The organism is Paenibacillus sp. FSL W7-1279 (assembly GCF_037969845.1).
Classification (GTDB): domain Bacteria; phylum Bacillota; class Bacilli; order Paenibacillales; family Paenibacillaceae; genus Paenibacillus_AQ.
Map to the genome: position 1 here is coordinate 2,966,303 of NZ_CP150215.1, position 25,656 is coordinate 2,991,958.

A 25,656-nucleotide genomic window follows, 5' to 3' on the forward strand; every position below is an offset into this window, starting at 1 on the left:
CTAGCTCCTTTCTGGATGTATGAAGTAGATCGGGTGAACAACGTTTCACGCACCGATTTAATGTCCTTCATGTTGATGATTTGGGCTTTCTTCAGCCGGGAAGTTCGGCAGCGGTTCGTTCGGATCCACGTTCGTTTCGCTGTCAAATTCCGTTTCTTCCGTTGTTGCAGGATCCGGGTGGACGTCTTTATGGTCCTGATGCTCCTCATTGCCGTTGACATCGCCGCCATGGTGATGATCTTCGGATGGCGGCGGACTGAATTCCAGATGCGTATTGGAGAAAGTCATCCGACCGACATGCGCGGTATCCAGAAGCTTCTTGAACTCATCTTCCTTCAGTTCAGGCGCGGTGTCCTTTACATCTTTAACCCACTCATCGTACTCGGCAGAGGTCATGGCAAGAGCTTCGAACTCCATATGGGCAAAGCCTTCGCCGTTGAAGTTCGCGTTACGGCCCATCATCGAACCCGGCACGTCGGCAACCATGTTCAGCTTGGTGATCATGTCGCTCATCGCGTACTTCTGTCCGTGAAGCTGAGGAATCCAGAAGCTTGTGATCGGACCGAATGAATACAGTCTGAACTCGATTGGACGATTGGTCGGAATGTTCACGTAATTGACAGTCTCGATTCCTTCTTCCGGATAACTGAAGTGCCATTTCCAGTTCGAGGAGGAAGCGTAAATAACCAGAGGCTCTTGGTTCTCGTAGCCTTCAGGCACATTCTCGACGGCCACCGTCGTTTTGACCGTTACGACCGAGAGCACGGCAACGATCAGAATCGGAATGGCGGTCCACAGAATTTCCAGCCATTTGTTGCCCTCTTCATGAGGCGGCTCGTAACCTTCGTTGGATTTCTTGGCTCGATATTTGGTAAGCATGTAGATATAGAGCGCGTAAACTACCGCTAGAATTCCGACCATCATGAGAATGGAGAATATGATTGTATCGGATAGGGTTCTGGCAGCCGGTCCTTTCGGATCTAATACCGTGAGCGAGCTGCATCCCGATAAGAGCAAGGTAAAGCATAATAACAATGCAAATAACGGCCCTCTTTTGTTCATGATGTACCCCTTTCCTTGAAACGTTCGTTCGATTCAATGTTACTGACACATCTATAGTAGAAAGTTCCGGTCGGCTTTGCAAAACACATAAACTTGTATAATTAACAAATAAATCCACATTCGTGTCAATGTATGTAATTTTATGTGTTCAATTTGTTACAAAAGGGTACGGCTGTGAGCGAAATCATTGTAGTGGCGCGGTTTTGAGGCAGTTCATACTTTGTTCAAACATTCACGAGAGTTACCAGTTTCGTCACATTTCCGGGCCTGTTTTTCGCCGCAATCGACCCCTAAGCCTGCCGAATAAATCCCTGTATTGGTAAGGGTTTAAAGGTGTATGTATATTTTTTCACAATAAATTCGAAGCGAATTTTTATTTCCAGTTTACTTATTTCACCCAAAGGCGCGACGAGGCATGTGATATGATATAACTAAAAATTGGAACGGGATTTTTTTCTGGAAATTGTGAAACTCTTGATAGGAAAGAGAGGGGAGCAAGTGCGGTCGTTCTGGATATGGTTTTTATTTCTTGTTTTGAGCTGGCTGGGTGCCTTCGCCCCTGTGCTCCAGCATGTTAATCCGGATCAGTTGCCTTGGAGGTTGGGGAGCAGCGCCGTTTTTTTCATGGCCTTTTTTTTGGCGCCATTATTCCGTGCCAGACCTGCAATGCTATTTGTCACACTGCTCGTAGCGTCGGTATTTTCCGTTATCTCCTTATGGCCGACCAATACGACTGCAACGAACCCGTACATTCTGCTGGTTTATTCCATCCTGGCGGGAAAAGCCGTGTATCGGCTCCCGTTCGTTTATGCTGCCTGCATTGGTCTTGTTCTGGCTGCAGGTGCCATGGTGCCGGGTTTGTTCGGATACCCCGAGTTTCCGTGGTTCTTCCTCGTTTTATACTCGGTTATGCTCGCGATGGGGCTGGCCTTATTTCGCACCGTCTTCTCCCGTAATGAAGAATCAAGAGTGCGATATGAAACGCTGCTCAGTGAGTATCGTAATATGAAACGTCGCCTGATTACCGATGAGCAGCATGCCAGGCAAGAGGAGCGGGCTCAAGTGGGTCGCGATATCCATGACTCCGTCGGGCATAAATTAACGGCACTGCTCATGCAGCTTGAGATGCACCGGATGCAGGCAGACGGGGAAACCGCCGAGGTTCTGAATGGGCTTAAAGCCCTTGCCAAGGAAAGTCTGGAGGAGACCAGGAATGCGGTGAAATCCATGAAGCAGCAGGAGACCAGCGGATTGCCCGCGATCATTGGACTTCTCCGGCGGTTGGAATCCGAGAGCTTTATGCGCGTAACGCTAACGGCGCGGCATGGAGCCCTAACCGTACCTTTAAACAATATCCAATCCATTGCGGTATACCGTGCGGTTCAGGAAGCCATGACCAATGCGATGAAGCATGGGAGCACTCGAGAAGTGTATATCATTTTTGAAGCGCCGGGAGGCGGCATTTTCCGTTTTGAGGTAAGCAATCCGTATCACCGGAAACGCGATATACACCGGGAGGGCTATGGTTTAAAAGCGATGCGAGAGCGAATGGAAGAGGCTGGGGGCGAGCTTCAAATCTCCCAGTACGACAACCAATTTATCGTTCGCGGAACGTTATTCATGTCCAAGTTAATAGAGGAGGGAGTCCGCTGATACGTATATTATTGGCAGAGGATCAGGCCATGGTTCGTCAAGGTCTGAAGATGATGATCGAAAGCGATTCGGATATGCTGGTTGCCGGTGAAGCAGGTAACGGCAAAGAGGCTGTGGCTTTATGCGAAAGCCATATCTTTGATGTCGTCGTACTCGATATCCGAATGCCGGAGATGAACGGTTTGGAGGCTGCCCGCATCATACGTTCACGCTGGCCGAAGACAAAAGTGCTGATGCTGACGACGTTTAACGACGATCAGTATGCGGTCGAGGCGCTAAAGAGCGGGGCAAGCGGATACATGCTGAAGGAGGCGGAGCCGGAGGCTTTGATCCGCTCGATTCGAAGCTGCTTGAGCGGTGGATTGTCGCTCCAGGAGGATGTGGCGGCCAAGGTGATCCCCAAACTGCTGGGAGAGAAGAAAGCACCCGTCGTTGATGCTTCGATTACCCCGCGGGAGCTGTCCATCATGCGTCTGGTAGGGGAAGGGCGCAGCAACCGCGAAATCGCAGACGAGCTGGGTTTGTCAATCGGAACGATCAAGAATCACGTCAGCCAGATTATGGACAAACTTGATCTAAGAGACCGGACACAGCTGGCGATTTATGCTATACGGCACAATGTGGTTTGATTCGTGAGAGAGAACGATATTCCGTTAAATCCGAACCTAACATGACTGAAGTCATGGTTCGGAATCAAAGCAATGACCGAGGGCAGTGATGGCACTGCCTTTTTGCATATACACTTGTAGCAGTGGAGGACGATATGAACGAAGGGCAACAAGGCACGTTAGGGTTCATATCGAGAATGGGGGGACATGATGCTGGAAACCGTAGAACTTCGAAAAGTGTTTAAGGGCAAGATTGCTGTGGAGGAAGTCAGCCTGTATCTGGACCGGGGAGAATCCGTCGGATTGATCGGTCCGAACGGCGCCGGGAAATCGACAACAATCTCCATGATATCATCCTTGCTGAAACCGACGGGCGGCGATGTGCGCCTGAACGGCAAAAGCGTGCTCAAGCATCCGCAGGACATTCGCACCGTATTAGGCGTGGTGCCTCAGGAAATTGCCTTGTATGAGGAATTGACCTCGTATGAAAACCTTAAATTTTTTGGGCGCGTATATGGATTGAACGGAAAGGAACTGGAGATCAAAATACAGGAGCTGCTTGAGACGGTCGGTCTTCGGGATCGCCAGAAGGAGTTAATTCGAACCTATTCCGGAGGCATGAAGAGAAGGATCAATATTGCAGCTGCTCTGTTGCATGATCCGCAAATCGTCATCATGGATGAACCGACCGTGGGCATTGATCCGCAATCCCGCAATCATATTCTTGAAACGGTCCGGCGATTAAACCGGGACAAAGGGACAACGGTACTGTACACAAGCCATTACATGGAAGAGGTGGAGCAGCTGTGCAGCCGGATGTACATCATGGATCACGGGCGGATTATCGCTTCGGGTACTAAGGAGGAGCTGCAGCACATCTTGTCCGGTGAGGATACGCTGATCATCCAGCTGAATCGCCCGAATCCGGAGCTGGCCGAGGAGCTTCGCTCCTTAGAAAGCGTTAGGCAGGTTGAGGAGACGGATCATGGGCTGAAGCTCATTGTCATGAAGAACAGTTACATTCTGTCCGGTATTGTGCAGGCTGCCGAACGCCATGAGGTGCAGATTCAGAATATTCATATCCAGTCGCCAAGTCTCGAGGATGTATTTCTTCATTTGACCGGCCGCAAGCTTCGGGATTGAGGGGAGGGACAGCCGCTTGGGCGTATTTTTCAAAAAAGACTTTCTCGTCTATTGGAGAGACCGGAAAGAGATGCTGATTGCTTTGTTTATGCCATTAGTGTTAATCCTAATTCTTGGATTTGCCTTGCCGAATTGGGTAGAGAATTCGAATGAATCCCTTGAGATGAGAGTTGCATTGGTCGTGAAGGACCGGCATGAAGAGGGAGTCCATGCCTTTCAGGAAAGTCTAAAGAGTTTGTCAATCAGCACGGAAGAGAAGAACGAATTGAGTAAGGCAGCTGCGAATTTCCAACCGGAAGCCTTATTAATGAATATGTTCGGCAGCGAAGATGTGGAGGAATTTCTTCAAGTTGCTGCTTTGGATGACCAGACTGCCCAGGTACAGCTGAAGGAAGAGAAGGTGGAGGCCGTCCTAACAGTTCCTGAGGGGTATACGCTGGCTGCGCTTAACAAGCTGCTCCTGCATGAGGGGGACGGTGCGGTGCTGACTTTAACGGCGCTAGAGAATTCAATGAAAGTGAATGTTCTGCAAAATATGCTGGATGGATTTTTGGGTGCCGTTAATTATCAAGCTGCGCTGGACAGCGGAATGGAAGAACAGGAAAGCAAGGGTGAGGGCGAGCTTGCGCTGGCGAACAGTCCTGTCGGGGGATTGGAACAAATTGAAGGTGTGGACATGATCACCTCGTTCCAATATTACGCCCTGGCGGTCAGTATATTCTTTGCGCTGTCCGTTTCCACAACGACGGCGTCCAAATCGATCACAGAAAAGCGAGAGATGGTGTTTATGCGTCTGCTTCTTGCCGGAACCCATCCATTTCGCTACTTGTCCGGTAAGGTTGGGTCGACCTTCTGCATGTCTCTGCTGCAATCTGCGGTCCTGCTGATCGTCTCGCATTTTCTGTTTCAGCTTTTTCCGGGGAAATCCCTGATCTTCTGGATCGGTTTGACCTTCATTATCTTCATGATGTGTCTAACGGTTGCGGCGTTATCTGCGTTTTATACGGCCATGCTCTTCCGAATGAAGGACACGGATGTCGCAACCGGCATTTCATTCATACTGCTTCTTGTGCTTGGCGTTATCGGAGGGAATCTGGTGCCGATCTATATTTTGCCGGATTGGCTGATGAGCATTGGCAGCGTAACCCCCAACGGCTTGGCCTTAATGTCCATGATTCAGTGGATACAGGGCAGTCCGTTTCAAGAACTATAGCTGCCGATCCTGTACCAAGGGGTGTTCTTCATCGTTATTCTAGCTGCGAGTTTATGGATTTTTCCACGAAGGGGGCGGATCTGATGGCGCCCATCTTATTATCGCAATGGATGAAAGAAAAGCGGAATCCATGGATGATCATCATGTTCATCGGTCTGAGCATATTGGCCACGCTGATGTTCGGAGGGAAGGCTGACAGCAAGATCAAGATTGACATCTTCACCGCAGACGGGGCGGTTGATGAGTCCGAAGCCAAGTGGATCGAATGGCTGAATCAAAACGATACGTTCGAATTTCGAATGGAGGATGAACAGACGGCAAGAAAGAAAGTGCGCGAGGGACGCGCAGATCTCGCCGTGAAGCTGGTCTCGGACGATTATCGCATCATAGCCGCAATGGATAACCCATATGCCCAGTTAGCTGATCAGCATCTCCGTACGGTTTATGAACGAGAGCTGCAGCTTCGGGCCGCAGCGGCGAACCTGCAAGATGAAACGAAATTTCGCGAGCACGTGCATGCTTATATGGAGAAACCACCCTTGCGTCTCCAATCCGAGTCGCAGGGTGGGGGAGAACTCGTTTCTCATGATATGGGACTTCAGCTGATGTTCGGATTTTCGTTATTCCTGGTCATGTTTACCATTGGTTTTAAGGTAAATACGATTACGAAGGATAAAGCCTCCGGCGTATGGAATCGGCTGATACTGTCTCCTGTCCGAAAAACAGAGATGTATATGGGTCACCTGCTATACAGCTCTGTGATCGGCATCTTGCAGATCATCCTGGTGCTGCTTATCTTTCGGTATGGTTTCGGCTTCGACCTAGGCGACCAATACGGCTTGCTGCTGCTAGTCACTGTGATCTACACACTGACCATCGTCGCTTTATCCATGCTCTTTGTTGGCATCTTGCAGTCGCCTGAGCAATTTGGGACGTTGTTTCCGTCCATCATTCCGATCATGCCGCTCATCAGCGGGGTATATATGCCGCCAGGCACAATCACGAATCCGATTCTGCTTGGCCTCGCGGAAGTCATTCCGCTGACGCATGCTATGAAAGCATTGACGGGAATAGTTGTGTACGGCAATGGCATCGCGGATCTCTGGATCCCGATTACCAAATTGCTGCTCATCGGGGTGTTGTGCATGGGCATAGGCATTAATTTGATGGAGCGGCGTCATGTGTAGGTTACGGGTATGGATTAGTGAAATGAAGCGGGCACACTGACAAAAGGAAAGGGCCTTCCCAAAGGATCAAAGTCCTCGGGAGAGCCCTTTTTTTCATGACAACGCATGAAGGCGGATAAGCTTTGCCAGCCGGATAAGCCCGCTCTTCAGCTGATCGTACGAGGCGTATGCATAGGATAGGCGCAGATGCTGCTGGTCGTTACGGTCATATATATTTCCGGGATTAAGCAAAATACTCTCCTTCAGCGCCTGCTCAAATAAAGGCCGAATAGAGAGGGGATTCTTGATACGAAGCCAAATATAGAATCCGCCTTGAGGGATATTCCAGTGTGCGATATCGAGGAAATGTTGCTCAAGTAACGATAGGGTAAAATCTCGGCGTTTCCTAAGCGCTGACCGTATATGATCGAGATGATTCTCATATAACCCGCTGGAGAGCCATTCCGCGACGGCATGCTGGGATAGTGAGCTGGAGCCGTAATCGGTTTGCATTTTGATGTCGGACAGCCGGTCGATGACCGGCTCAGGCCCGGCGATCCACCCGATGCGCAGCCCGGGACCCAGGGTCTTGGACATGCTGCCCATATAGAGCACCAGACCTTGTTTATCCGAAGCCTTCAGCGGAGGTGGCGAGGGGGTATCGAACCATAAATCCCCATACACGTCATCTTCGATTAAGGGCAGCCTTTCCTGAGTGCATATCCGAAGCAGCTCTGCCCGCCTGTCAGAAGACATCAGGGTGCCGGTTGGGTTATGAAAGGCAGGGATGGTATACAGCAGGGCAGCCCTGTGTTGGCGCTTGAGTCTCCCGATGGCTTCCGTTCGGATCCCGTTCTCATCCATAGGGATGCCGTGCAAATGCATGCCGGCGGATTGAAACACATGGATCGAGTTCAGGTAAGAGGGATTCTCCACCAACATGGAGGAGCCGTGATGCAGCAGTCCCAGCGAGATCAGCTGTAAGCCTTGCAGCCCGCCGGAAACGATGAGTATGGAAGCAGGGGAGGCTATAATCCCTTTCTTTTTCAGATGCTCACTGATGATTTCTCTTAAATATAGGCTTCCTTTCGGTTCCGAGTAGCCCAAGGTGAAACGGCTGGACATCCTGCCGTTAAACGTCTCCCGTATTTGGTCGGTCGGGAGGAGATCGGGCGAGAGCTCGCCTGTTCCGAGACGGATCATGTTCGAATCGGTTTCCGCACGATTGATTTGCTGGATCATCTGGATATTGGGCTGATAGGAGCCGGATTTTACATATTGATTCCAATCAGGCGGAGGCGTGGCAGCAAGTAAACTCCAAGTATTGTTGATAATCACCGTGCCTTGTCCCACGCGGGATTCAATTAAACCGTCTGCAGCGAGCTCCCCGAGCGCATACACAATGGTGCTGCGGTTAACTTGATATTTGGCAGCCAGCTCTCGCTGCGTGGGAATTCGGGTTCCGACCGGCCATTCCCCGTTCATGATTCTGCTCTTAATATCATCATAAATTTGCTGATGAAGCGGCACATCGGAGTACTTATTTAATTTCCATTCTTCAGCCATAAGTATAAGTAAACCTGCTTTCATGTAGGAATATGCCTCAGTATACCTCATTGGTTGGTTCAAGCGCCAACCAATTGGTTGGAGACGCAGCCGACATCCTCCTTTACAATGGTGAAAATATTCACTGGAGGTTTGGTTTTATATGATCAGTGTCTTGCTTCATGGCTTCATCCTGGCTTTAGGCCTTATTCTTCCTTTGGGCGTCCAGAACGTGTTTGTATTTAATCAGGGAGCGGTACAATCCCGCTTCGTCAAGGCACTGCCCGCCATAATTACGGCATCGCTCTGTGATACGCTGCTGATCTCATTAGCGGTTCTGGGCGTATCCGTTGTTGTTCTGGAATATGAATGGATCCGAACCGTGCTGTTTACATTGGGGATTTGTTTCCTGGTCTATATGGGAATGGTGACCTGGAAGAGCAAACCTTCGGGTCAAGTGTTGGAAGAGGCTCGTTCGTTTACGCCGAAGAGGCAAATTGTTTTTGCCATGTCCGTATCGTTGTTAAATCCGCATGCTGTCCTGGACACGATGGGGGTCATTGGCACAAGCTCTCTTCAATATTCAGGGATGGATAAAGTGATTTTTGCCGTCGTATGCATCGCAGTTTCATGGCTGTGGTTCTTGGGTCTAGGAATAGCAGGCAGGGCAGCTGGAAGGATGGATGCATCAGGGAAATTGTTGTCTACGTTGAACCGAATATCCGCGTTGATTATGTGGGGAACAGCGGCGTATCTGGGGGTTAGCCTGATTCTATCTTAGCTAGGAACACGATGAGTGATTTTTTTATTATAGCTGATAAATCCCTTGGCCCACGCTTCTTCCAACCTATATAATGAGCCTAATTCAAAAGGGGATAAGGAGGGGGAGTTATGGAATACAGATTAGTAAAGGCGGATCGCAAAATGTTCTCGAAATATTTCGCTACCTATTATAAGAATAATTGGTTTAGACCGAGCTGGGGTGATTTAACCAAGGTTCTATCGGCTTCGGACGACGGTTACTGGGTTATCGCAGGCGAAGATAAAGCGGCTGGGGTTTATTTGTCTGACCATTCTATCGGTCTTGTATTTGGCATCCCCCCATATTCCATTACCACCAAGATGATTGATGAGATGAAGAGCTATGCCTTAAAATCTTGGAAATTGACAGAGGATCTGCATGCATATAACGTTCTAGCTGAGCAGGAGATCGCTTTTCGTGAAACTGGTTTCGTTCGAGTTGAATCCAGGCAATGCATGATGCGGCCTACCGAGCAGCTGGAAACATCGATGGATCTCAATGATATTTATAGAATACCGTCAATAGATGATATGTCTAAGATTGTAGAGGTGTTTAGGGAAGCCTATGCTAATGGACCGGATGAGCGGGAAGCCCAGGTTTATGCTGAGGACGTAGCACGATATTTTGACGCAGTGGACCCCAAGCTGTTGGGAGCATCTTCCGTAGTATATGACCGAATAACGGGAGAAATCGTCGGTGTATGTTTGATCTCTTTATGGGAGGGCTTGCCACTCGTCTATAGTATCGCCGTATTACCCCAACATCGAGGGATGGGGTTGGCAACCGCGATGCTGGATAGGGCGTTAACAGTCCTGGAGCCTGATTATCCGGTTCTGCGTCTTTTTGTAACGACGGGAAATCAGGCGGAGCAGCTGTATAGGAAGAGAGGCTTTCTCTCCGGCGGGGAATATCATCATCTTAGATACACCATCGAGTAAGATATGATGCGTAGGTCTTCTGGAAGTGCGAGAAACGGAAGCTAGTTCTTTCATTCATTCTCTGAGGAGGTATTCAGTTGAACATTTCGATTGGCGGTTATCCTTTTTTTAATACGTTTCTGGAAGGGAAAATGGATGTGTTCGGTTATTTGGAGACGGTGAAGTACCGGTACCGAATGGATGCGGTTGATATGTGGAACGGTTTTTTCATCGATCGGAGCGATAGCGTATACAAGCTTGCTGATAAGAGCTACATCCGCAAGATTAGAGAAGCGCTGGATGAGAAAGAGATGAGGGTGGTCAACTTTGCTGTGGACGGAGCGCAACTATGGGATCCTGACCCGGATCTTCGGCAGAGGCTGTATGAGAATGCGCTGGTTCATTTGGATGCCGCTGAAATCCTGGGCGCTGAAACCGTGCGGATCGACACCGGCGGCAGTTATAAGGGATCGGAGCCGATGACTGATGAACAGTTCGAGTATACGGTTAAACGTTATCGCGAATATGCGGATCGTGCAGCGGATGGCGGTTATACCATTGGTCCGGAAAATCATATGGGCGCGTCGCTGCTTCCACATGAAATGAAACGGCTTGCAGAGGAAGTCCATCATCCTGCTTTTGGTTTTCTGCTTCATCTTGGCAGATGGAAGGCCGATGAGGTTGAAGGGGATGCGATGGTTGCCCCGTGGACGGTACATACTCATTTTGACGCGAAAACAGCGGTCCATCCCGGTGCGGAGGAGAAGGTACGGTGTCTGCTCGCAGGCGGTTACAAGGGCTATTGGGGCGTCGAATACAATGCACCGAACAATCAATATGTGGAGATGGAATGGATGATCGGGGCTGTAAAACGGATCGTGAGTAATGCCAGTCAAGTTGAGTTGGAATGATGGGATCGTACGAGATGGTGGCCTTGTAGTGCATTTGCATGGCATTGGAAGTGCGTTTGAATGGCATTTGTATTGCAATCGAAGTACGATTGAATGACATTTGTATTGCATTGGAAGTACGATTGAATGGCATTTGTATGGCATCGAAAGTACGATTGAATGGCATTTGTATGGCATCGCAAGTGCGTTTGAATGGCATTTGTATTGCTTCGAAAGTATGATTGAATGGCATTTGCATGGCATCGCAAGTACGATTGAATGGCATTTGTATGGCATCGCAAGTGCGTTTGAATGGCATTTGTATGGCATCGGAAGTACGATTGAATGACATTTGCATGGCATCGCAAATGCGTTTGAATGGCATTTGTATGGCATCGAAAGTACGATTGAATGGCATTTGTATTGCTTCGCATTGTATTTGTTTTGTTAACGGACTGAGCATCCGTTATTTAGTTAAAAAAGACGAAATTAACTAGTTTAGCGGACATGAGGTACGTTATTCCCCGTAAAAGTGTGATTTTCGCCCTATGCTAACTAAAATAACGGATCTGGTGTCCGTTCGATTCGCGAATTGAGCTGTTTTGATGGAAATAACGGATCTGGTGTCCGCTCGATTTGTAGATTGAACTGGTTCGATGGAAATGAAGGCCCGGGTGTCCGTTCGATTGGTAGATTGAGCGGGGTTTGATGGAAATAACGGACCTGGTGTCCGCTCGATTTGTAGATTGAGTTGGTGTTTGATGGAAATGAAGGCCCTAGTCTCCGCTCGATTTGTAGATTGAGCTGGTTCGATCGAATTAAAGGCTCTCAGATCCGGTTGTGTTATTCCCGATAGTCTTAAGCAGATACAGATACAGATACAGATACAGATACAGATTCTGCTCTGCAGTAATAAGGAGAAGGTAGTCGATAAGCAACACCCAACACGCAGCACTCATTACTCAAGACACTTATCCTTATAGCAGACAAACAAGAGAGCCGTTTCATGGAACCGGCTCTCCTAATTGTTGTCAGCGGCTTGTAAGAAAATTACCTAACCCATCTTCAACCGCTTAACTTAAACTGGCTGTTATATAACTCGTAATAAAAGCCGCGTTTGGCTAGCAGCTCTTCGTGTGTGCCGCGCTCTGTGATACCGCCTTGATTCATGACGAGAATCTGGTCAGCCTCACGGATCGTGCTTAGACGATGAGCGATGACGAAGCTGGTTCGGCCCTTCATCAGGGTGCGCATGGCGGTCTGAATATGCATCTCCGTCCGCGTATCAATGCTGCTGGTAGCTTCGTCCAGAATCAAAATGACCGGATCGGCAAGCACCGCGCGAGCGATCGTCAAGAGCTGCCTCTGGCCTTGGCTCAGGTTGCCTCCGCCCGACACAAGCAGCGTGTCATAGCCTTCGGGCAGCTTCATGATAAAGTCATGCGCATTGGCAAGCTTGGCGGCGGTTTCGATCTCTTCGTCCGAGGCATCAAGCCGGCCGTAGCGGATGTTCTCCCGAATCGATGCCGAGAATACATAGGCATCCTGCAGCACGATTCCCAGCTTGCTCCGCAGGTGATCCTTATCAAGCTGTCGGATGTCGACCCCATCAATGGTGATCATGCCAGAATCGATCTCATAGAAACGGGTCAGCAGATTGATGATGGTGGTTTTGCCGGCACCTGTCGGACCGACGAGCGCAATGGTCTCGCCCGGCCGAGCGGTAAGGGAAACATCCTTCAGAATCGGGACGCCCTCCTTATAACTGAAGGAAACCCGGTCAAATTGCACCTCGCCATACATGTCATCTGCTGTATTCTCGTCTGGATTGTCCTGGTACTCGGACTCGGTATCCATCACCTCAAAGACCCGTTCAGCACCCGCCACAGCAGATTGCACGAGATTGAATTGATTCGCCAGGTCGTTCAGCGGCCGTTGAAACTGCTTCGAGTAGTTCAGAAATGCAACGACAACCCCCACGGTAGTAAAATCCTTGAATGCCATATACCCGCCGACCGCCGCAATTAAGGTAAAACTGATGTTATTCAGCACGTTCATAACCGGACCGACGGTACCCGAATAAATCTGAGCTTGAATGCTGGCATCGGTCAGCTTCTTGTTCATGACATCGAACTGCGCAGCGGCATGCCGCTCCCGGCGATATACCTGAACGACCTTCTGCCCCGAGACGGTTTCCTCGATAAAGCCATTAAGCTCACCCAGCGTGCTCTGCTGCTTGGAGAAATGCTTCCTTGTCCGGCTTGCTACGATCTTCGTGAACAGCATGACAAGCGGAATGGTCACCATGCTGAGCAGCGTCAGCCATACGTTCAGGTACAGCATAATGGCAAGCGATCCAACCAGGGACAGCAGGCTTGAAATGAGCTGGGTTACGCTCTGATTCAACGTCCCGGAAACGTTCTCGATATCGTTGGTCGTGCGGCTCATTAATTCGCCGTGGGTCTTGCTGTCAAAGAAACGCAGCGGAAGGACTTGAAGTCTCGCAAAAATATCCCTCCGCATGGCCTGAATAGACAGCTGCGAGACCTTAACCATGACATGCTGCTGCAGCCATGCTGTGAGTGCGGTACCCGCGTAAACCGCTAGAAGCACCGCGCACAGCCCCATGAGTCCCTCAAAATCTCCCGGAATGATATAATGATCCACCGCATTCCCCAGCAGGTAAGGAGCAATCAGGGACAGAATCGTCGTGATGAGCGTGAATGAGAAAACAGCGATCATGCCGCCTTTAAATGGTCGTATGTAACCCCAGATCCGGCGTATCGTTCCCATCGTATTTTTGGGCTTCGCCTTGGCCATCGTCATTCCGCGCATGGGGCTGCCGCCGCGCAAACTCAGATCCGGAGCTTCTGTATTGCCATGCTTGGATCCTTGATCGGGTTTAGCCATGGGAAGACACCTCCTTGCCGAATTGCGATTGATAAATATCCTGGTACAGCTCACAGGAAGCAAGCAGCTCGCTATGCGTACCTTCCGCTACCAATTTTCCATCGTCCAGCACCAGTATGTGATCGGCATCGATTACGGAAGAAATCCGCTGGGCAATCATGAGGCAGGTCCGACCGTTCATCAGCCGGGCCAGCTCTTTCTGAAGCCTGGACTCCGTTCCCATATCGATGGCACTGGTGCTGTCATCCAGAATCAGAATGGCGGGGCGAAGCAGTAATGCCCGTGCAATGGATATCCGCTGCTTCTGACCGCCGGAGAGGTTCACGCCTCTTTGTCCAAGCATCGTATCGTATCCTTCCGGCATGGACGAAATGAATTCATGCGCCTGCGCAGCCTTGGCCGCTGCAATCACTTCTTCATCGGAAGCATCCGCTTTCCCGTAGCGGATATTATCCCGAATGGTGCCTGTGAAGAGGATGGATTCTTGCAGGACGATGCCGATGCGTTCGCGTAACGCCGATAAGTCGAATTGTCGCACATCGGTTCCATCGATGAAGATCCGTCCGGAAGTTACATCATACAGGCGGGGAAGCAGGCATACCAGAGAGGTTTTTCCCGAACCGGTTGCTCCCATAATCGCGACGGTCTGCCCCGGTCGAACCTTGAAACTGACATGATGTAAAACGGGCTTCTGAATCCCCGGTTTATAGGAAAAAGTCACCTGGTCAAATTCGATTTCTCCCTGCTTGTATGCATTCATCGCCGGATGAGCAGCGTTCGCAATCTCGGATTCCGTATGCATGACTTCCTGGATACGATCAGCGGAAACCTTGGCCGTAGAGATTCGAACCAGCATCATCGCCACGGAGGAAACGGAGAACAGCACCTGTGTCACATAGTTGATGAAGGCAACCAGGCTTCCCACCTCGAACGAGCCATCAATCGCGTTCTTCCCGCCGAGCCAGAGGACAACGACGATGCTGACGTTCAGTATCATGCTCAAGATGGGCATATTGAGCGCAACGATCCGTTGTGTTTTAACCGAAACTTGCGTGAAGTCGGTATTCGCTTGATGGAATCGATCCTTCTCATACCCTGCTCGCACGAATGCTTTGGATACCCGGATGCCGGCAAAATTCTCCTTCAGGACTGTATTCACTTTATCGAGTTTCTTCTGAACGGTGGCGAATAAGGGTAGGGTAGCCCGGATCAGAAAGAACATCACAACGAACAACAACGGAACGGCAATGGCCAGAATGATGGCGAGCTTCGGGCTAATGATCACTGCCATGATCATGCTTCCAATCGCGAGCAACGGAGAGCGTACGAAGATACGCAGCAGCATCTGGACCATGGTCTGAATCTGGACGATGTCGCTCGTAAGCCGTGTGATCAGCGAACCCGTTGAGACATCGTCCAGATTACGGAACGAGAGGGTCTGAACCTTAAGGAACAAATCCCGGCGCAGGTCGGCACCGAAACGCTGCGAGGCAATGGAAGAATAGATCGTACAACCGAGACCTCCAAGCAGCCCGATGGCAGCCGCACCCAGCATGATGAGACCTGTATGGAGAATGTGCGCAGTATCGTTCTGCATGACGCCTTGATCAATAATGCTGGCCATGAGAATGGGCTGGAGCAAATCCATGGCGACCTCCAGCAGCATAAGCAGCGGCGCAAGCAGGGCCGCAGCCCAGTGGGGACGTAAATAACGAAATAATTTGAGCAAGAATAATGGCACCTTCTTTATTCTTTTTAGTCTAAATACCAAGTTAAGCCATTGGCTTCAATCTTGTCAAAGGGAAAAGGGATAGGCGAGAATCATCTCTCTTAAGAAAAACTTTAACTTTTTCCTACTTTTCCTTAAACTCTATTCATTAATCTGGATAGACCAAGCTAGAGGGAGTTGTTGAAGTTGAAAAAAGGTTTGATTATGCTCGTTATATTTCTGTTGGTCGGATGCGAGTCCATTCTGACGGAGACGCCTAACGTGAAGGATAGGGTGGACAGTAGGGATGGACAGGAAACAAAGACGGATTCCGGCACGCAATCGAATCAGACATCCGCTACGCAGACGATCCGTGTAACGGATGAACAAGTGACGCGTGGAAACTTGGTTCTGGTCAATAAGGATCATCCGCTTGATCCGGAAGCGGTGCCGAAGGATATCGTAACATTGTTTGAAAATCAAGATTTAATGTATGGTTATGTGGTTCTGGATAACACGATCCGGTTATCGCGCAGTGTGGCGGAGAATTTCCGTAATATGATTGAAGCCGCCGGAGAAGATGGAGTCAATCGCTTCATGATCAGCAGCGGGTATCGGGATGAAGACGAGCAAGAACAGCTTTATCGTGAAAAAGGTTCCGATTACGCCTTGCCTCCAGGCTACAGCGAGCATAATCTCGGGCTCTCGATGGATATCGGATCGACGCAACAGTCGATTGATCGATCGCCCGAAGGGAAGTGGCTGAAGGAGCATGCATGGGCGCACGGATTCATTCTGCGCTATCCTCAGGACAAGACAGAGATTACAGGCATTCAGTATGAACCGTGGCATTTTCGTTATGTTGGGCAGCCGCACAGCATGATCATGAAGGAACTGAATCTTACCTTGGAGGAATATCTGGATTACCTAAAGGATCAATCCAGCTACAGAACAACCGTAGATGGGAAGGAATACGAAATTAAGTATGTACCCGTGACATCCAAAGACATGGAGATTGAGATACCGGCAGGAAGCGAGTATGAGATATCTGGAAACAATATCGACGGAATCATAGTGACGGTACTGCTAAGCAAGGATGATGCGGAATGAAATTATCGAATAAATGGTTACTATTATTGCCGTATTCATTGTATCTCTACGTCTTACTCAAGGTGATTCTATTCAAGTTCGGTTCCGTAGATATATCGGTTCTGTGGCAGCAGCTGCATCGAGCCACCGAGATCCCGGAATATGCACAGAATCGATTGCAATTTGCCAATTTCACGCCTTTTGAATCCATTCGAATGAATATGAGGCGTCTTTCGAGTCCACATGACGTGATCAATCTCTTCGGGAATATCGCCATATTCATGCCTAATGGCATATTCGTCGGTCTTATGCTTAGGAGCAAGTTCCTCGGGTTCATTGGCTCCTTTACGACATCTCTGGGGTTGAGTCTCGCGCTGGAATGCTCCCAGCTCGTTTTTTCAATGGGAAGTTTTGATGTGGATGATTTAATTCTGAATACAGCCGGCGGGGTGCTTGGATACGGCGTGTTTCTCATGTTGAAGCTAATCTTTTCAGGAACAACGCTGCCTATTGACGAGAGACGAGAAAGAACGGGTAAGCCTTTAACTGGGAACGAACGAGTAAGGAACTGAAGTGGATTGGATAGAAGGGGGATTGAAAAAGCACAGCTACAAAGCATGACCAATACCCGGTTTATTACCGGGTATTGGTCTCTTCATCAACATGTTCTTAACATTTGTATTCGTTTGACGAGGTTATAACCTGAGCGACTTTCATTTATAGCTTGGCCGAACCGGCCTGCGGACCTGATGACACACTGCGAAGCCAGCTTCGCCGCCATTTCAGCTGCATCACGACTGTAAGGGTCAGCGAAGAGGCAGCTATGAAACTTAAAATAATGAAGCCCGCTGTGTATGAGCCTGTCGCCTGGTATAATCGGCCGAGAATAAGCGGCAGAGCATAACCTCCAAGCCCTCCGGCGGCTCCGACAATACCGGTAACCAGGCCGATCTCGCCGCCAAACCGCTGAGGGACGAGCTGAAATACCGAACCGTTTCCCGCACCCAGGCACATCATGCCAATAAACAGCAGCGTGACAACAAGCCAAAGGGGAGGCATGAAGGAGACGCCGATGAGCATGATGGACGCCCCGGTATAGAGAAACATGAGCATCCGTGAGCCCCCGATTCGATCGGCCAGAAAGCCGCCCACAGGGCGGAAGAAGCTCCCTGCTATGACGCAGATCGTGGTAATGTCGGCGGCCTGGACCGCGGAGAGACCATACTGGGTGTTAAAGAAGATCGTCAAATAGTTAGCAAGTCCCACAAAGCCGCCGAACGTCACGCAGTACAGGGCACAGAATACCCAGGCATCACGCTGCTTAAGGACATTTGCATATTCGGACCATCTTTTGGGAGCGGGACGATTCGGACTATTGCGTGCAAACAGCGAGAAGTAAATGAAGACCAGCACGATGGGGATAATGGCGAGTCCGAATACTATCTCCCAGCTTCCGAAATGTTGGGCAAGCCGATTGGCGAAGAGGGTTGCGAGGACCGTGCCGCTGTTACCGGCACCGGCAATTCCCATCGCCAAACCTTGATGTTCCTTGGGATACCACTGTCCCGCCAGTGGCAGAGCTGCAGCGAACGAAGCTCCAGCCACCCCTAGCAGAATAGCGACAACATACAATTGATCCAGGGAATCTACCCACAACCAGCCTAATAATAAAGGGATCAGCGTAACGACCATTCCAATCTGAGCCGTTAATTTAGGACCCAGGCGATCCGCCAGGAATCCTAATACGAGTCGGAGTATGGAGCCGCCCAGAACGGGAAGCGCCACAAGATTTGCCTTCTGCACCGGGTCCATCGGATAATCCGCGGCAATGACCACCGCAAGGGGGCCAAGCATGCCCCATATCATAAAGCTGATGTCAAAATACAGAAAAGCACCGAACAGCGAGGGCTTATGCCCGCTTTGCCAAAATCCTTTCCTCTCCATCGTTATCGCTCCTTATCCAAAATGTGTACTTTCTCTATTCGTGTCGACTCCCAGCTGCAGGCATAAAAAGGCCGCAATCGCCCTTTGCCAAGACGATTTGCGGCCTCATTGCCCAAAGACTAAAGACACATCATTGTGTCCCCGTCCGTAAAATAACATATGATTATGATGATTCACATTATAGAGAAGTGGTCAACTGAATGTCAATATACTTTACATAATTTCGCTTGATATTTATTTATTCAGCAATATAATGAATTTGGTGTTATGTATATTGACATTTTTTTGTGCATCAACTAATCTGAATGTATGGTTATTATTGAAAATCGGCACAAAGGTGTGCCGAATTAGAGGCAATGACGCCCTTTCCCTCATTATGGGAAAGGGCGTTTTCTATTTTCTTACATGAAGATGACATGGCGGGGGTGGAGGTGTTTCATGAGGAGAAAGAAGCTACTTGTCGTTGGCAATGGGATGGCGGGAATACGATGTGTTGAGGAAATCCTCAAGCTGGATCCGGAGCTCTTCGATATTACGATATTCGGTGCCGAACCTCGCCCCAACTACAATCGGATCCTCCTATCCAAAGTGCTTCAAGGTGAACATTCTCTCCAGGATATCATTCTGAACGATTGGTCCTGGTATGAGCTGCATGGCATTCGGCTGTTGGCAGGGGAGACCGTTTGTCATATCGATATCAAATCCCGCGCTGTCGAGACAGTCTCCGGTAAACGGGAAACGTATGATGCGTTAATTCTGGCAACAGGCTCATCTCCCTACATTCCGCCTATAACCGGAGCGGATAAGGAAGGCGTCATTTCGTTTCGGACTGTGGACGACTGTACGAAAATGACCGAAATGTCCAAGATGTACACGAAGGCGGCAGTCATTGGCGGAGGCTTACTGGGATTGGAGGCTGCCCGCGGGCTTCTCCATCTCGGGATGGATACCCAAGTGGTTCATAATGCTCCTTATATCATGAACCGGCAGCTGGATCGAACGGCTTCGATGATGCTGCAGCGGGAACTTGAAGCTCAAGGGATGCAATTTAACTTGGCGAAGGACACCACGCGAATTGTTGGCCGCACGAGAGCGCAGGGTCTTCGGTTTATGGACGGGACGCGTCTAGATGCGGATGTAGTCGTTCTCGCTGTTGGGATCAAGCCCAATGTGGAGCTTGCCCAAAGAAGCGGCATTCGAACGCAGCGGGCGATTCTGGTGGATGACTTCATGAGAACGAGCGAGCCGAACATTTATGCCGTGGGAGAGTGCGCGGAACACCGAGGCGTAAGTTATGGTCTGGTCGCTCCTCTGTATGAGCAGGGGAAGGTGCTGGCCCGTGTCATCTGCGGTCGGGAGGCGGAGCCATATGGCGGGTCGATTCCCTACTCCCAGCTTAAAGTATCGGGCGTGGATGTATTCTCCGCCGGAGTGATATCAGGGGAAGGTGCTGAAACGGCCATTCAGCATTACGATGCCGTATGCGGCACATACAAAAAAGTGACCATGCGCAATGGCAGGGTTACGGGTGCTGTTCTGTTCGGAAATACGAATGAGGGGTCCTCGCTCCTGACATTGGTGCAGCAGGGTGCGGCTGTGTCAGAGCTTATACCTTCTGAAAGCAGCGGCCTCAGCGCAGCCGAATCCGCTGCAGAGGCGCTCCCGGAACATGAAACGGTTTGCGCTTGCAACGGCGTCAGCAAAGCGGCGATCATGGCGGCTATTACCGAACATCATCTGGAAAGCTCGGATGAAGTGAAGGAGCATACCAGGGCATCCGGTTCCTGCGGCGGCTGCCGGCCTATGGTGGACGCTCTTGTCAAATATATGCGAAGCGGCAAGAGGAAAGAGGGTTTGCATACGGAAGCCAGAACGCCAATCGAGGTTCCTGTATGTGAATGCACGGTGCTTGGTCCATCTTCATTGAAGCAAGCGGTGGTTCATGCCGTGTCTCAAGGCTGTCATTCCGTTCAGGATTTTATGTTACGTCAAGGTTGGAAGAAACCGGACGGTTGTGAGGTGTGCTGTCCAGCCTTACGATTTTATTTTGACATTGAAATGACGGGTGCAGTTCACCATGATGAGCGTAGCCAACCAATTAAAGCAAGTGCCGACGACGTTTTTTATAAGGGCTCAGGGGCCTATCAGGGGGTCAAGGTATGGGTGGGAGACACGGAAGGATCGAAGCCAGAGGCGGCAAGCATTCGTAAAATTGGAGAATGGCTTCGAACCGGCTGGCGAGAGGTGTCCCTTCCTTCCCCGGTGAGTGCAGGGGTGTCTGATTGCACAGCGTCGTCCGTCAGCATCCTGGTTCAGGGGATCGGAATTTCCGTTTCTCCCGCGGGCTGGGAGGTTTATCTCGGCGGACATGCGGCGCATCCTGTCCGTGAAGGGCAGTTGATCGGTGTTGCGGAGAGTGAGGAAGATGTCGTCCAGCTCGCAGCTGCTTGCTTGCAGTGGTACCGTCAGAACAGCATGTATGAGGAACCGCTGTGGAGGTGGGTGGAACGTACAGGCGTGACGGCGATCCGGGAGAATGTTCTTGACGATGATCTGCAAAGAGAACTTGCAGAACAGCTGTCTCGCTATGCATGGGAGGCGCAGGTCCGTTAAAGCAGAAGAATAATAGAAAGAGGTGGTCTCGTTATGCTTCAATCGGATCGTGCTGAAGCGACAGAAGCTGCTGCCGTGATCGAGACGCAATGTCCGTTCTGCAGTGTGCAGTGCAAGATGACGGTAACCGAGGGTGGGAACGGCATTCCGGGTCAGCGCCGGGCCGAATATAAGGTGGAAGGGGTACCGAACGCGGCATCGGAGGGCAGGGTATGCGTCAAAGGCATGCATGCGCATCAGCATGCAGTCCATTCGCAGCGTCTGACACACCCGTTCATCCGTTCAAATGGTGAACTCGTCCCATGTTCGTGGGATGAAGCATTTGCTGTGGCCAGTCAGCATTTACAGGGGATATCAGAGCAGCATGGCCCTGATGCCAATGCCGTTTACGGCGGTGGATCGTTGACCAACGAAACGGCATATTTGCTCGGGAAATTTGCCCGGGTGGCACTGGGAACCCGCCATATCGATTATAACGGCCGCTTCTGTATGTCTGCCGCTGCTTCTGCAGGGAGCAAAACCTTCGGGATTGACCGGGGGTTGACCTTCAGATTGGCTGATATTCCTCTGGCCCGCTGCATCGTGCTGGCCGGCACCAATATAGCGGAATGTCAGCCAACACTGCTGCCTTACTTCAACCGGGCTAAGGAGAATGGGGCGAGGATCATTGTCATCGACCCGCGGAAAACAGCCACCGCCGCCATGGCCGATATGCATTTGCCGATCAGACCGGGAACGGATACCGTACTGGCGGATGTGATGCTTAAGATCATTATGGATGAAGGCTTTATCGATGAGTCCTTTATTCAAGCAAGGACGAACGGTTACGACGAGTTGAGCATTTATTTGAACAGCCTCGATCTCTCGCAGGCTGCCGATATATGCGGATTGGAGCTGGGGCAAATCCGGGAGGCCGCTTTAGCCTTTGGCGAGGCGGATACTGGCATGGTGCTGACTGCGCGAGGGGTGGAGCAGCAGACGGATGGCCATCTTGCGGTTCGCCATTTTCTAAACCTGGTCTTGGCTACGGGTAAAATCGGGAGAGAGGGCTGCGGATACGGAGCCATCACCGGTCAGGGGAATGGACAAGGGGGAAGGGAGCATGGGCAGAAGGCCGATCAGCTGCCGGGTTACAGGTCGATCGAGAATGAAAAGGATCGGGCTTACGTTGCCTCCGTGTGGGGTGTGGAAGCTGCAAGCCTCCCCGGGAAAGGCGTCTCTGCCTATGAGATGATGGAGCTGATTCATCAGGGAGTGATTAAATCGCTCTTCGTGATGGGCTCCAATCCCATCGTATCGAATCCGAACGCCGGGCTTGTGGAGGAAGGTTTGAACAAACTTGATTTTCTGATGGTTGCCGACATGTTTATGTCCGAAACGGCCCAATTGGCCGATCTCGTTCTGCCCGTAACCTCCTACATGGAAAATGAAGGGACACTGACGAACCTGGAGGGACGCGTGCTTCTGAGAGAAGCAGGGCGTCAGGCGCCTGGCGAGGCGCGTCATGACTGGATGATTCTGTGCTCCATAGCAGACATGCTGGGGAAGGGGCATTATTTTCGCTTCAACGAGCCTGAAGAGGTCTTTAATGAGCTGAGGCTAGCGAGCAAGGGTGGAATTGCAGACTACTACGGTATAACCTATGACCGACTGCGCCGGGAGAAGGGAGTCTATTGGCCGTGCCCCTCGCCTGAAGAAGCTGGGGCGGGCCTTCTGTTTCAACAATCGTTTGCCCATCCGGACGGAAAGGCCGTGTTCTCTATAATGGAAGGGACTCCTTGGAAAGGGGTAACTGAGGAGTATCCGCTCATTCTGACCAATGGACGTGTTCTGTCCCACTATCTGACAGGGGTGCAGACCAGAAGGAGTCCTTCTTTGCTTGCGCGTGAGCTGGAAAATTTCGTGGAGATCCATCCGATTACCGCACAGCGTTACCGAATTCGGGACGGAGAGTGGGTAGAAGTTCAATCGGAGCATGGATATTTTACCGTGCGTGCCAGAATCAAAGACCAGATTCGAGAAGACACCCTGTTCGTGCCTATGCATTGGGGCGGCGTGCAGAATGTCAATCACGCGACCCGGCCGGAACTGGACCCGTTCTGTAAAATGCCCGGTTTTAAGACATCCGCTGTCCGGATTCGGCCCCTGCATCAGAAAGTTTATAGGGAGAACGATTCGTACACGGAGCGTTAATAGGTTCCGGTCAAGGAATCGACGACAGAAAAAGGAGCATCCCCCAGATCCAAGGATCTATTGGGATACTCCTTTCTTTTCATTTATACGAGCTGATCTTGGAGGGCTTTCGCCCACTAAATCTAGGTTATTGACGCATTTATATCAATTCTCCTATAAAGGCACAAGAATGAAAGACGGCTCTGCATATGATGTCTACATGATGAATAGGGAAGCGAGGTGATCCTAGTATGTCATCGAAACGCGCCAGGAAGTCCAGAGCCGCTTCGAAGTCGAGACCTCCCCAGCATTGGGTAGGTCAACCAGTCGTGGTCGTTCTGAAGGATGGCAGCTACTATATCGGAGAACTGAATCAGATTCAAGGCCGGGAAGTGACGCTGTCTGGACTTCGTGCTAACCAAAAAATGCCGGCTTCGATTGCACGGAGCGGGGATAAAGCGCAGATTTCCGGATTTTTAAGCGATTTGTTTGGAGGTCCTCCAAGCGCTCCGGCAGTCGAAGGGGCTGAGCAAGGAGAAAGAGTCGCGGCTGTTGGCGGTTTGGGTTTCTTGGGACAAATCGTGCCTCACATTAAACTGGGCATGGATGTGATAAAAACCATTATGCCGTTAATGGGAATGTTAAAAATATAACGTTGCTGCAACGTCTGGCAAATCACGAAACGAAGAAAAAGAAGCTTGAAGGTTTCAAGCTTCTTTTTTGCATGATATATGATTCCGCCATAACCATCGAACCATTACGTGGAGATGGCACGCTGAATAATCGATTTGGCTTCCAATGCAATGGCTTCATCATTTTCGTCGATGGCCTGGATGAATATTAACATGGGGATATAGACGGCGATCATTCGTGCCAGAATCTTCGTTTCTTCGTTCACTTCGCCATAGATATCATAGAAAGCCGCTCTGGAGGCTGGTGGCAGGAAGCTGTAAACGATACTCAGGTCACAGGCAGGATGGCCAATGTTGACGTCACCCCAATCAATAATACCCGAAAGATTGCCGGTATCATCAACCAACATGTTTTTAAAATGGAGATCCCCGTGGATTAGAACATGTCGATGCCTCGCCTGATCCAAGTGGATCCCATGCAAATAGTCCTTGATCTCATGTAATTCCTCTTGTGTTATATAGTTGGTAAGATTGGAAAGGAGATTTAGCATTTTGTCTTTGCGGCCGGCGATATCGGTCAGATTACGCTGGTCAGACAATACATCCGCTTGCTTCGCTATTTCCACGGGAAAAGCATGCAGGCGCTTCAGGAAGCGGGCGAGCGTTGCCGCTGATTGCATCCGCGCTTCATCCGAAATTCCAATCGGGAATTTACCGGGAAGATAAGTATATCCTAGAAAAGGAGCAGGATAATCTTCACTTTCTTTTCCGAAGAAGAGGGGCTTCGCATAAGGTACCGTTATGTAATGTTCAAGCTTGGGCAGGATTTTTGCTTCGGTATTTAGTAAAGATATGGCTATCTTTCTACGAGGAAAGCGAAACACATACTCATCGCCAACGCGATAAACGATGTTGTCCCATCCGTTGCCAATCTCCTGGACCTTGAGGGTGGACAATTGGGGGAATTGACGAGTAAGCAATAACCGGACTAACGGCTCGGTCACTTCCCATTCGGCATCCCATAGGTTTTGTCCCATGAGGACCTTCACCTCCATAATGAATTTCTTCTATGATGAATCGGATGTTATCAAGTTTAACGGAAGCGCTCGTACAGGGCAATTGAAAGGATAACTATAGTTGAAATCCACCTGCGAATGTGTACATCTGAATCATAGTGATTCCTTTCACAATAACAATATTGTATAGTAGAAGAGAGATAAAAGTCACTTGAAGACATCTATAACACAATAATTCGACGAAATGAAGGGATAAGAGTGCCATATTTACGCTTTAAAGGATTCTCCGAAGTCTTTCTTGAAGAAATAACGCCACAGGTCGTTGATGAATTCGCGGGGATTGTTCAAATTCCGCAGGAAATTGTGAAGATCGAACTGCTTCCTTATCAGATCATTACGAATACGCCGCTATCCGTGGAAATCCTTATGTTCCAGAGATCTCAGGAGATTCATGATGCTGTTGCAGCCCGCATTCACGATATCTTGTCAGAACACGGGTACCGGAACGTACATATTTTCTTCGTGATTCTTAAGCGGAATCTTTATTATAAAGAAGGCAGGCCGTTAGAATAA

Annotated in this window: 21 protein-coding genes; 15 read left to right on the forward strand and 6 right to left on the reverse strand. The window is 50.0% G+C overall.

What is annotated here, in order from left to right; genetic code table 11:
* Positions 1–57 precede the first annotated feature (57 nt).
* Positions 58–1,062 carry a cytochrome aa3 quinol oxidase subunit II gene (gene qoxA, locus MKY82_RS13195; protein ID WP_071224329.1) on the reverse strand — a complete coding sequence of 335 codons (1,005 nt, stop codon included), beginning with the start codon at positions 1,060–1,062 and terminating at the stop codon, positions 58–60.
* 498 nt (positions 1,063–1,560) lie between these two features.
* Between qoxA and MKY82_RS13200 the strand changes: the two genes are divergently transcribed.
* The 5 genes from MKY82_RS13200 to MKY82_RS13220 all read left to right on the forward strand — a co-directional run bounded on the left by MKY82_RS13200 (position 1,561) and on the right by MKY82_RS13220 (position 6,866).
* On the forward strand, positions 1,561–2,715 hold the full coding sequence (locus MKY82_RS13200; RefSeq protein ID WP_339296238.1) for a histidine kinase: 1,155 nt from the start codon (positions 1,561–1,563) through the stop codon (positions 2,713–2,715).
* The gene (locus MKY82_RS13205) at positions 2,712–3,344 is read left to right on the forward strand and encodes a response regulator transcription factor (protein ID WP_220687461.1); all 633 of its coding nucleotides are present in this window, start codon (positions 2,712–2,714) and stop codon (positions 3,342–3,344) included. The genes MKY82_RS13200 and MKY82_RS13205 overlap by 4 nt, the downstream gene beginning before the upstream one ends.
* A gap of 189 nt (positions 3,345–3,533) precedes the next feature.
* A complete protein-coding gene (locus MKY82_RS13210) occupies positions 3,534–4,466 on the forward strand; it encodes an ABC transporter ATP-binding protein (RefSeq protein WP_194545148.1) in 933 nt (310 codons plus the stop codon).
* A gap of 16 nt (positions 4,467–4,482) precedes the next feature.
* Positions 4,483–5,679 (forward strand): ABC transporter permease, encoded by a 1,197-nt coding sequence (locus MKY82_RS13215; RefSeq protein ID WP_339296239.1) that lies wholly within the window; start codon positions 4,483–4,485, stop codon positions 5,677–5,679.
* An 83-nt stretch (positions 5,680–5,762) separates the two neighbouring features.
* Positions 5,763–6,866 carry an ABC transporter permease gene (locus MKY82_RS13220; protein ID WP_339296240.1) on the forward strand — a complete coding sequence of 368 codons (1,104 nt, stop codon included), beginning with the start codon at positions 5,763–5,765 and terminating at the stop codon, positions 6,864–6,866.
* Between the two features lie 93 nt (positions 6,867–6,959).
* Here the strand turns inward: MKY82_RS13220 and MKY82_RS13225 are convergent, their stop codons facing one another.
* Positions 6,960–8,411, reverse strand: a complete 1,452-nt coding sequence (locus tag MKY82_RS13225) for a PLP-dependent aminotransferase family protein (protein ID WP_339296241.1) — start codon at positions 8,409–8,411, stop codon at positions 6,960–6,962.
* Positions 8,412–8,553: 142 nt separating this feature from the next.
* Here MKY82_RS13225 and MKY82_RS13230 point away from each other — a divergent pair, with 142 nt between their 5' ends.
* From MKY82_RS13230 to MKY82_RS13245, 4 genes are all read left to right on the forward strand, one after another.
* On the forward strand, positions 8,554–9,171 hold the full coding sequence (locus MKY82_RS13230) for a LysE/ArgO family amino acid transporter (protein WP_194542153.1): 618 nt from the start codon (positions 8,554–8,556) through the stop codon (positions 9,169–9,171).
* A gap of 110 nt (positions 9,172–9,281) precedes the next feature.
* Positions 9,282–10,130, forward strand: a complete 849-nt coding sequence (locus tag MKY82_RS13235) for an N-acetyltransferase (RefSeq protein ID WP_339296242.1) — start codon at positions 9,282–9,284, stop codon at positions 10,128–10,130.
* 77 nt (positions 10,131–10,207) lie between these two features.
* Complete coding sequence (locus MKY82_RS13240; RefSeq protein ID WP_339296243.1) at positions 10,208–11,020, forward strand: TIM barrel protein; 813 nt, start codon at positions 10,208–10,210, stop codon at positions 11,018–11,020.
* Positions 11,021–11,120: 100 nt separating this feature from the next.
* Positions 11,121–11,348, forward strand: a complete 228-nt coding sequence (locus tag MKY82_RS13245; protein ID WP_339296244.1) for a hypothetical protein — start codon at positions 11,121–11,123, stop codon at positions 11,346–11,348.
* Between the two features lie 716 nt (positions 11,349–12,064).
* Here the strand turns inward: MKY82_RS13245 and MKY82_RS13250 are convergent.
* Together MKY82_RS13250 and MKY82_RS13255 are read right to left on the reverse strand one after the other, a co-directional pair.
* Positions 12,065–13,909 carry an ABC transporter ATP-binding protein gene (locus tag MKY82_RS13250; RefSeq protein ID WP_339296245.1) on the reverse strand — a complete coding sequence of 615 codons (1,845 nt, stop codon included), beginning with the start codon at positions 13,907–13,909 and terminating at the stop codon, positions 12,065–12,067.
* A complete protein-coding gene (locus MKY82_RS13255; protein ID WP_339296246.1) occupies positions 13,902–15,638 on the reverse strand; it encodes an ABC transporter ATP-binding protein in 1,737 nt (578 codons plus the stop codon). The genes MKY82_RS13250 and MKY82_RS13255 overlap by 8 nt, the downstream gene beginning before the upstream one ends.
* A 186-nt stretch (positions 15,639–15,824) precedes the next feature.
* Here MKY82_RS13255 and MKY82_RS13260 point away from each other — a divergent pair, with 186 nt between their 5' ends.
* Both MKY82_RS13260 and MKY82_RS13265 read left to right on the forward strand, forming a co-directional pair.
* A complete protein-coding gene (locus MKY82_RS13260) occupies positions 15,825–16,727 on the forward strand; it encodes a M15 family metallopeptidase (RefSeq protein ID WP_194542159.1) in 903 nt (300 codons plus the stop codon).
* Positions 16,724–17,278, forward strand: coding sequence for a VanZ family protein (locus MKY82_RS13265; RefSeq protein ID WP_220685684.1), 555 nt, complete (start codon positions 16,724–16,726; stop codon positions 17,276–17,278). Before MKY82_RS13260 ends, MKY82_RS13265 begins: the two co-directional genes overlap by 4 nt.
* Positions 17,279–17,423: 145 nt before the next feature.
* Here MKY82_RS13265 and MKY82_RS13270 read toward each other — a convergent pair whose 3' ends face one another.
* Positions 17,424–18,650: a nitrate/nitrite transporter gene (locus MKY82_RS13270; RefSeq protein ID WP_339296247.1), complete on the reverse strand. Its 1,227-nt coding sequence runs from the start codon at positions 18,648–18,650 to the stop codon at positions 17,424–17,426.
* A gap of 438 nt (positions 18,651–19,088) precedes the next feature.
* On the opposite strand from MKY82_RS13270, the gene nirB reads away from it, so the two are divergent.
* The 3 genes from nirB to MKY82_RS13285 all read left to right on the forward strand — a co-directional run bounded on the left by nirB (position 19,089) and on the right by MKY82_RS13285 (position 24,088).
* Positions 19,089–21,263 (forward strand): nitrite reductase large subunit NirB, encoded by a 2,175-nt coding sequence (gene nirB, locus MKY82_RS13275; RefSeq protein ID WP_339296248.1) that lies wholly within the window; start codon positions 19,089–19,091, stop codon positions 21,261–21,263.
* A 33-nt stretch (positions 21,264–21,296) separates the two neighbouring features.
* Positions 21,297–23,456, forward strand: a complete 2,160-nt coding sequence (locus MKY82_RS13280) for a nitrate reductase (protein ID WP_339296249.1) — start codon at positions 21,297–21,299, stop codon at positions 23,454–23,456.
* 230 nt (positions 23,457–23,686) lie between these two features.
* Positions 23,687–24,088 (forward strand): hypothetical protein, encoded by a 402-nt coding sequence (locus MKY82_RS13285; RefSeq protein WP_339296250.1) that lies wholly within the window; start codon positions 23,687–23,689, stop codon positions 24,086–24,088.
* A 104-nt stretch (positions 24,089–24,192) separates the two neighbouring features.
* Here MKY82_RS13285 and MKY82_RS13290 read toward each other — a convergent pair whose 3' ends face one another.
* The gene (locus tag MKY82_RS13290) at positions 24,193–25,104 is read right to left on the reverse strand and encodes an aminoglycoside phosphotransferase family protein (RefSeq protein ID WP_339296251.1); all 912 of its coding nucleotides are present in this window, start codon (positions 25,102–25,104) and stop codon (positions 24,193–24,195) included.
* A gap of 237 nt (positions 25,105–25,341) precedes the next feature.
* Between MKY82_RS13290 and MKY82_RS13295 the strand changes: the two genes are divergently transcribed.
* On the forward strand, positions 25,342–25,656 hold the full coding sequence (locus MKY82_RS13295; protein WP_071224307.1) for a DUF1904 family protein: 315 nt from the start codon (positions 25,342–25,344) through the stop codon (positions 25,654–25,656).

Excerpts from the sequence above, each read along its gene's own strand:
- MKY82_RS13270 (WP_339296247.1), bottom strand. The coding sequence starts at position 18,650 with ATGGAGAGGAAAGGATTTTGGCAAAGCGGGCATAAGCCCTCGCTGTTC.
- nirB (WP_339296248.1), top strand. The coding sequence starts at position 19,089 with ATGAGGAGAAAGAAGCTACTTGTCGTTGGCAATGGGATGGCGGGAATA.
- qoxA (WP_071224329.1), bottom strand. The coding sequence starts at position 1,062 with ATGAACAAAAGAGGGCCGTTATTTGCATTGTTATTATGCTTTACCTTG.
- MKY82_RS13250 (WP_339296245.1), bottom strand. The coding sequence starts at position 13,909 with ATGGCTAAACCCGATCAAGGATCCAAGCATGGCAATACAGAAGCTCCG.
- MKY82_RS13230 (WP_194542153.1), top strand. The coding sequence starts at position 8,554 with ATGATCAGTGTCTTGCTTCATGGCTTCATCCTGGCTTTAGGCCTTATT.
- MKY82_RS13265 (WP_220685684.1), top strand. The coding sequence starts at position 16,724 with ATGAAATTATCGAATAAATGGTTACTATTATTGCCGTATTCATTGTAT.
- MKY82_RS13280 (WP_339296249.1), top strand. The coding sequence starts at position 21,297 with ATGCTTCAATCGGATCGTGCTGAAGCGACAGAAGCTGCTGCCGTGATC.
- MKY82_RS13290 (WP_339296251.1), bottom strand. The coding sequence starts at position 25,104 with ATGGGACAAAACCTATGGGATGCCGAATGGGAAGTGACCGAGCCGTTA.
- MKY82_RS13285 (WP_339296250.1), top strand. The coding sequence starts at position 23,687 with ATGTCATCGAAACGCGCCAGGAAGTCCAGAGCCGCTTCGAAGTCGAGA.
- MKY82_RS13225 (WP_339296241.1), bottom strand. The coding sequence starts at position 8,411 with ATGGCTGAAGAATGGAAATTAAATAAGTACTCCGATGTGCCGCTTCAT.
- MKY82_RS13220 (WP_339296240.1), top strand. The coding sequence starts at position 5,763 with ATGGCGCCCATCTTATTATCGCAATGGATGAAAGAAAAGCGGAATCCA.
- MKY82_RS13235 (WP_339296242.1), top strand. The coding sequence starts at position 9,282 with ATGGAATACAGATTAGTAAAGGCGGATCGCAAAATGTTCTCGAAATAT.
- MKY82_RS13210 (WP_194545148.1), top strand. The coding sequence starts at position 3,534 with ATGCTGGAAACCGTAGAACTTCGAAAAGTGTTTAAGGGCAAGATTGCT.